The 6779-nt window shown below is 70.0% G+C and carries 6 protein-coding genes and 1 pseudogene; 4 read left to right on the plus strand and 3 right to left on the minus strand.

The annotated features are described in order from the left end of the window. The first annotated feature begins 14 nt into the window (after positions 1-14). Positions 15-1859 (plus strand): type VII secretion AAA-ATPase EccA, encoded by a 1845-nt coding sequence (gene eccA / locus ACOJVU_RS01800; RefSeq protein WP_421528202.1) that lies wholly within the window; start codon positions 15-17, stop codon positions 1857-1859. A 129-nt stretch (positions 1860-1988) separates the two neighbouring features. On the opposite strand, the pseudogene ACOJVU_RS01805 reads toward eccA, so the two are convergent. After that, positions 1989-2135 (minus strand): annotated as a pseudogene (locus ACOJVU_RS01805) (type II toxin-antitoxin system PemK/MazF family toxin); the annotation flags it as partial. Between the two features lie 263 nt (positions 2136-2398). On the opposite strand from ACOJVU_RS01805, the gene ACOJVU_RS01810 reads away from it, so the two are divergent. Beyond that, positions 2399-2995 (plus strand): TetR/AcrR family transcriptional regulator, encoded by a 597-nt coding sequence (locus ACOJVU_RS01810; protein WP_421528203.1) that lies wholly within the window; start codon positions 2399-2401, stop codon positions 2993-2995. Positions 2996-3452: 457 nt separating this feature from the next. After that, positions 3453-3596 carry a hypothetical protein gene (locus tag ACOJVU_RS01815; RefSeq protein ID WP_421528204.1) on the plus strand — a complete coding sequence of 48 codons (144 nt, stop codon included), beginning with the start codon at positions 3453-3455 and terminating at the stop codon, positions 3594-3596. Between the two features lie 10 nt (positions 3597-3606). Here ACOJVU_RS01815 and ACOJVU_RS01820 read toward each other — a convergent pair whose 3' ends face one another. Then, positions 3607-4335, minus strand: coding sequence for a transcriptional regulator (locus tag ACOJVU_RS01820; RefSeq protein WP_421528205.1), 729 nt, complete (start codon positions 4333-4335; stop codon positions 3607-3609). A 517-nt stretch (positions 4336-4852) separates the two neighbouring features. Continuing rightward, a complete protein-coding gene (locus tag ACOJVU_RS01825; RefSeq protein ID WP_421528206.1) occupies positions 4853-5932 on the minus strand; it encodes a MinD/ParA family ATP-binding protein in 1080 nt (359 codons plus the stop codon). Positions 5933-6507: 575 nt separating this feature from the next. Here ACOJVU_RS01825 and ACOJVU_RS01830 point away from each other — a divergent pair. Continuing rightward, positions 6508-6779, plus strand: a 272-nt coding sequence (locus ACOJVU_RS01830) for a hypothetical protein (RefSeq protein WP_421528211.1), incomplete at its 3' end; no start/stop codon positions are given.

A 6779-nucleotide genomic window follows, 5' to 3' on the forward strand; every position in this document is an offset into this window, starting at 1 on the left:
TCGAGGCCAGTTCGATGAGCGCATCTGATTTGCACACCGCACGAAGGCATTTCGATCGCGCTATGACCATCAGGAGACAGCAGGGGCCGGCCGCAGCCCTGCCGGAATTCGTCGCGGCCACCGACGCCGACCCGTCGATGGCCGATGCGTGGCTGGGTCGCATCGCCTGCGGCGACCACGCGCTGGGCTCACTCAACCAGCTCAACGCCACCAGTGAGTGGCTGCACCGCGAGACCACCCGGATCGGCCAGACGCTGGCCGCCGAGATTCAGCTGGGCCCCTACATCGGGATCACCGTCACCGACGCGTCCCAGGTGGGGCTGGCGTTGTCGTCGGCGTTGGCGATCGCGGGGCAGTACGCCGAGGCCGACGAGTTGCTGGCCGACCGCGAGCTGCTGGATTCGTGGGCCAACTACCAGTGGCACCAGCTGGCCCGGGCGTTTCTGATGTACGCCACACAGCGCTGGCCCGAGGTGTTGTCGACGGCCGCCGAGGAGCTGCCGCCGCAGGCGATCGTCATGTCGGCGGTGACCGCGTCGATCTGCGCGCTGGCCGCCCACGCCGCCGCGCACCTCGGGCAGGGCCGGGTGGCGCTGGACTGGCTGGACCGTGTCGACGTCGTCGGACACAACTCGTCCTCGTCGCGCTTCGATGCCGACGTGTTGACGGCGGCCATCGGCCCGGCCGATATCCCGCTCCTCGTCGCCGACCTGGCCTACGTACGGGGGATGGTGCACCGGCAACTGCGCGAGGAGGACAAGGCCCAGATCTGGCTGTCGAAAGCGACCATCAACGGGGTGCTGATCGAGGCGGCCAAAGACGCGTTGGCCGACCCGAATCTGCACCTGGTGGTGACCGACGAGCAGACCATCGCCAGCCGCGCCGACAAGTGGGACGCCGCGACCGCCAAGAGTCGCGAGCAACTCGATGATGCTGACGCGGCGGAGCGGCGGGCCGAGTTGCTGGCCGAAGGGCGTGCGCTGCTGGCCAGGCAGGTGGGCCTGGCGGCGGTCAAGGAGGCGGTGTCCGCTTTGGAGGACCAGCTCGAGGTGCGCATGATGCGCCTCGAGCACGGCCTGCCGGTGGAGGGGCAGACCAACCACATGCTGCTGGTCGGTCCGCCCGGCACGGGCAAGACGACCACCGCCGAGGCGCTGGGCAAGATCTACGCCGGGATGGGGATCGTGCGCCACCCCGAGATCCGCGAGGTCCGCCGGTCGGACTTCTGCGGGCACTACATCGGGGAATCCGGGCCCAAGACCAACGATCTGATCGAAACGTCTTTGGGCCGAATCATTTTCATGGACGAGTTCTATTCGCTGGTCGAACGTCACCACGACGGGACACCGGACATGATCGGTATGGAGGCCGTCAACCAGTTGCTGGTCGCATTGGAAGCACACCGCTTCGACTTCTGCTTCATCGGCGCCGGCTACGAGGACCAGGTGGACGCGTTCTTGACCGTGAACCCTGGCCTGGCCGGGCGCTTCAACCGCAAGTTGCGGTTCGAGTCGTATTCGCCGTCCGAGATCGTCGAGATCGCGCGCCGTTACGCCGAGCCGCGCGCCAGTCTGCTCGACGACGCCGCGCGAGAAGCATTCCTGCACGCGGCCACCACGATCCGCAACTACACGACTCCCGGCGGCCGCCACGGCATCGACGCCATGCAGAACGGCCGGTTCGCCCGCAACGTCATCGAACGCGCCGAAGGGTTCCGCGACACCCGCGTCGTCGCCCAGAAACGCGCGGGCCGCCCGGTGACGGTGCGAGACCTGCAGATCATCAACGCCCCCGACATCGAAGCCGCGGTGCGCAGCGTGTGCTCGGACAACCGCGACATGGCGGCCGTCCTTTGGTAGGCGTCTGAACGCCGACGACATCCGGCACTGGGAAGACGGCGGGCCCAGCGCGTTGGCCGACCCGACACCGTTGATCTCAACTTCGGGTCGAAACGATGCTGCCCGGCGACCAGTTGATGTCGGCGCGATAAGCCATGTGGAAAGCAGCACGTCATCAGACTGAACCACAACCGCATAGCGTGTTCCGGCTTGTTCATGGCCGCGGGCATCCCGTGGTGCCTTTAACCGGTAAAGGTCACCACGCACGGATGGCGTCCAGCTCGGCAGCCAGTTCACGTGAGGCCGCGACGTCTTCTGGATCGTTGCGCAGCGCCGCGGTCTCGGCTCGCAATTGCGCCCGACGATGTGTCCGTTCGGCCTCGAGGATGGCAGCGCGAGCCGCCTCAGATCGGGACTTCCCGCCGCTGGTTAACGCAGCCAAAGCGCTTTCGACCTCGGGGTCGGTGCGAATTGTAAGCGTTCCCATGTGTGCGTGCTCGACGCCGCGCTCACCGACGCCTCGTGAGCCGGCGCCGCCCCGGGGGCGCTAGCGTAGCCGCATGACTACACCCGGTGCGGACTCGGGGCGTCCTGCCGAATTCGTGCCGACCGGTCGCGACGAGGTGATCGCCGCGATCCTGGACAGCGCCGCAGAAATGTTCGCCGGCCGCGGGCCGGCCGCGGCGTCGATCCGCGAGATCGCGGCTCGGGCCCGGGTCAACCACGGGCTGGTCTTCCGGCATTTCGGCACCAAGGAGCGGCTGGTGGCCGCCGTGCTCGATCACCTGGCCGCGCACCTGGCGAAGCTCATGGACGCCGGCGCCCCGGCGGCCGAGGTCGAGGCGGCGGGCAGCCGCCAGTTGCGGGTGATCGCGCGGGCGCTGCTCGACGGGTATCCGGTGGGACAGTTGCAGACCAGCTTTCCCGGCGCGGCCAAACTGGTCGACGAGATCCGGGCCGGGCACCACAGCGACGAGGGAGCCCGGCTGGCGGCCGCTCACGCCCTCGCCCTGCTGTTCGGCTGGCAGCTGTTCGAGCCGTTTCTGCGCTCGGCGACCGGTCTGCGCGACTACCCGGAAGACGCGCTGCGGCAGTCGATCAGCGAAGAGATGCGTCGACTCACCCAGGATCCGGCCGGAGCCGGACACAACGCATAGCGATGCACACGCGGGCACGTGCCTCAGCTGCTCGCGGATTCTCAACTGCGGCAGGCTATCCGCCGCCGGCTCCCCGGTGACGCCCGGCACGCCGTTGGCCGGCGGGGCGGGGCTTCGGGTCAGGAATGCGCGACGACAGCAGCGCGTGTCGGTGATGCGGAAGGCGCCGGCCGCGACGAGGACGACTACTACGACGGCCCGGCCGAGCACATCGGAAAACGGGAGCCGTATGTGCCGGAAACCCCTGCCGCACCGTCGGTTACGTTGCCCGTCCTGGGCCGGCCGGGATAGGGCGCAGCGGTTCCCGTCGGGGCGGCCTCGACAATGGCAAAAAGGATGACTTGAGAGCGGACCTCGCAGAGGCGGCGAAGAAGCTCAACGACATGAGCCGGGACATGTGGCGGACCCATCGTCGCGCGCTCGGTGACGGCCATCTTGCCGCGACGCGACAGCGGTCGTGGCCTTGCGCGACGCGGTGATCGCGGGCCTGGACGCCAGGGCACACGCCCTCGCGATCTTCGTGAACGACCGCAGTAACGCGTGCCCGGGCACCGACAAAAGCGGCGGCAAGAATCTCGACAGCCAGATGCTCGACCGCTGACCGGGTTCGCTCAGCTGATCTGGCGGATCAATGTTTCGATCGCGTCGGCGGCGTCGGCGGGTAACGGTTCCTGCGCTTCGGCGCGCAGGATCATCTCCTCTGCCACGCCCGCCGCTTGTGCGGTCTCGGGGACGGACAGGTTCGCGCGCCGCCGGGCAGCGTAAAGCCTTTGCGCCAGCGGCGCATTCGGCGCGGCTGCCCACAGCGTCATCAGCCCGTCGTAGTGGCGGCGCACGGTGCTCAGCGCGTTGATGAGCTCGGGGGTCATCCGGGTGATGCGGGCGGCCCGGACGGCGATGGTCTCGAGCCGGCGCAGATCGGCGAGGATCGGCGCGGCGCGCCGCGAGAACGTGGGGTCATCGGCCGGCGGCAGCGCGGCCGCCGCCAGGCTGCAGCCGTCCACCGCAGCCACGACGGCCTGCGCGATCAACGACACCGAGCCGTCGGCCGCCGCGCCGTCGGATGGCGGGGGCGGCGCGGGCGCCTCGCCGGGAGGCGCCTGGCCGCGACGAATCCGTGCGATCGTCCCGCTGGGCCAGTGCAGCACCTCTTCGAGCTTGGCCCGGGTCTGGGTGCGGGGCCAACTGCGGCCCTTCTCGAATGCGATGAGCGCGCCGGCGTTGATGATCCCATCGGCCGCGAGCCTGCGCTGGCTGATGGCGAGTTCACGGCGGCGCGCGGCGGCTGCCGACCCGGCGCGTACCACGCCCGGATCCGGCGGCTCCATTTCTAGCGTCATGCCCGGCGCCCCCTCGTTCACCGTCGGCGAACATCCGCCGGAAAGATCGCCATTTCAACCGTTGCGCCCGCCGCGCCACCCGACGCACGGTGTCGCAGTTCAACCGTACCGGCGCTACGTTACCGCGAGGCGGAGAGGCGATGGACGCGGCGGACGACAACCCGGCGGTTGTGGATTTCGGCGGCCGTTGCCCTCCGCACTCAACCGACGCATCACCGGTAGCTGCGCCGTGTTAGCTATGGCACAAACCGTTGCACCCGCCATGGCTGCCCTTGTAGCGTCCGTCATCACCGGAGGCGACGGCGCCGTGCATCATCATCGCGCAGGGCGCCCGCGCCCCGGAGACGGGCATCGTCGGACACCGCGTAGCGCGGATTGCGTTCGCTTGCCGAGCGTGACGGGTGCCCGGGCCCAGTCACCGCGAAGCCGGCCTGACGCGCCGGGCCGCTGCTCGAGGGGTCAGCGGCCGGGCATGGCAGTCCGGGCCTTCGGGGCTGCGCCGGCCCATCGCCGACGCTCAGACGTCGCCGCCGGATCGTGCGGCGAAATACGCCGCGATCGCCGCGGTGATCTCCAAGAACCTGCGCCGCGTTGCCGGGGCCAACCCACCGCGCACGTCGATGGGGCCGCCGGGCCGCAGATGCGGGTCGAAGGGGACCTCGACGACCGGCCGGCCGTGCTCGACGAACTCGCGGGCCAGCGACGCCCGGGTGCGTTTGTCGGCGTGGCCGTCGGAGTCGTTGACGGCCACCACGCTGTTGCGCAACAGCCGGCCCAGGCCCTCGTCGGACAGCCACTGCAGGGTCCGGGCCGCGGCGGAGGCGCCGTCGGCCCACGGCGAGGACACCACGATCAGGGCATCGAGATCACGCAGCACCTCCTGGGTGAGCGGCGCGTCCATCGTGGACCCGCAGTCGATGACCGAGATCGCGAAATGGCGGTCGAGCCGCAACGCGGCTTCCCGATAGATGGCGGGGTCGACCACCCGGCGGGGGCCGGACGCCGGTTCGCCGCGCAGGACGTGCAGCCCCACCGGGTTGCGGCCGAGCCGCGCGACCACGTCGTCGAAGGACCGCAGGTTCGTGTCGGCGGTGAGTTCCCAGAACGAGCCGCCGGAGCGCGGGTCGATCCGGCTGCTCAGCCGCCCGAAGGCGGTGTCGGCGTCGATGGCCACGACGTGGTCCTGGCGGTATTCGGCCAGCAGCGATCCGACGCTGGCCGCCACCGAAGTCTTGCCCACGCCGCCCTTGCCGAGGATGCCCACCTTGTGGATGCCGCGCAGGGGAGCCCGGATCGCCGCATCGAACCGGGCCTCCTGGCGCTGCGCGGCCGACGGCCCCGGCCTGACCCGGTCGAACGTCACCAGCCGGACCATGCGCCGCCAGCCACGACCGGGCGGTTCCGTGGGCGAGGGGGCCCCGGGCTCGCTGACGGGCTCGGCAGGAACCTCCGGCGGCCGGGGCTGCGACGGGGGCGGGGCGAGCTCCGGCGGGAACGCTTGCCGCGATGACGGGCGGGCGCCGCGCGGTCGTCCGGACGGGCCGCCGGGCGCCTCGGGAGCCAGACGGTTCCGCAGGAATTCGTCGCGCTGGTTCATGGGCTCCTCGGATGCCGGTGCGGGCCAGGATCGACCCAGTATCGGTCACCTGCCGCCGCCGGACCTCCGCCGGCTGCGCGCAAACTCGATCGCGCCGGCCGTCCGGTCCTGCCACCGGGGCCGGTTACGGGCTGATCACGTCGCGGACCGGCTCCGGCGTAGGCGTCGGTCGCCTCGAGGTCAGCTCCAGCAAACTCAGATGAGCAACGGGTGCGGGTACCGGCCTGCGCGCCGGCGAACCGAGACCCGCCGGTTTCCCCGTGACAGACCGCCCGGCGACACCGCCGATCGCTCGCTTCGCCGAATTAACACCGCTCCCGGGCGCCGGGTTAGACTCGAGCGAAGTTGGCATGTCAGGCGGGTTTTGTCATATCGTTTTACGACTTGTCGAGACCGGTTCCAGGCCACCGTTCAGCGCTGCACGGACGTATCCTCAACAGGATCATCTCCACCTGGGAGACAGCCTATCGACAAGACCGAGGGGCGTGAGCCCGCAACCTCCGGGTGCGGCCGCATCGGAGCGGACCGAATGGACGGCGGCCGCCCGCAACGTTCAGGTGAAGGGTCAGGTGCATATGACGCCCAAGCGCGTCGGGTTGTATAACCCCGCGTTCGAGCACGATTCGTGCGGGGTAGCCATGGTCGTCGACATGCACGGCCGGCGCAGCCGCGGCATCGTGGACAACGCCATCACCGCGCTACTCAACCTCGAACACCGCGGGGCCCAGGGCGCCGAGCCGCGCAGCGGTGACGGCGCGGGAATCCTGATTCAGGTTCCGGACGCGTTCCTGCGTGAGGTCGTGGAATTCGAGTTGCCGGCCCCGGGCAGCTACGCCACCGGTATCGC

Origin of the sequence: Mycobacterium sp. THU-M104 (assembly GCF_049197365.1) — a bacterium.
In the GTDB taxonomy this organism is placed as follows: Bacteria; Actinomycetota; Actinomycetes; order Mycobacteriales; family Mycobacteriaceae; genus Mycobacterium.

Excerpts from the sequence above, each read along its gene's own strand:
- ACOJVU_RS01825 (WP_421528206.1), bottom strand. The coding sequence starts at position 5,932 with ATGAACCAGCGCGACGAATTCCTGCGGAACCGTCTGGCTCCCGAGGCG.
- ACOJVU_RS01820 (WP_421528205.1), bottom strand. The coding sequence starts at position 4,335 with ATGACGCTAGAAATGGAGCCGCCGGATCCGGGCGTGGTACGCGCCGGG.
- ACOJVU_RS01810 (WP_421528203.1), top strand. The coding sequence starts at position 2,399 with ATGACTACACCCGGTGCGGACTCGGGGCGTCCTGCCGAATTCGTGCCG.
- eccA (WP_421528202.1), top strand. The coding sequence starts at position 15 with ATGAGCGCATCTGATTTGCACACCGCACGAAGGCATTTCGATCGCGCT.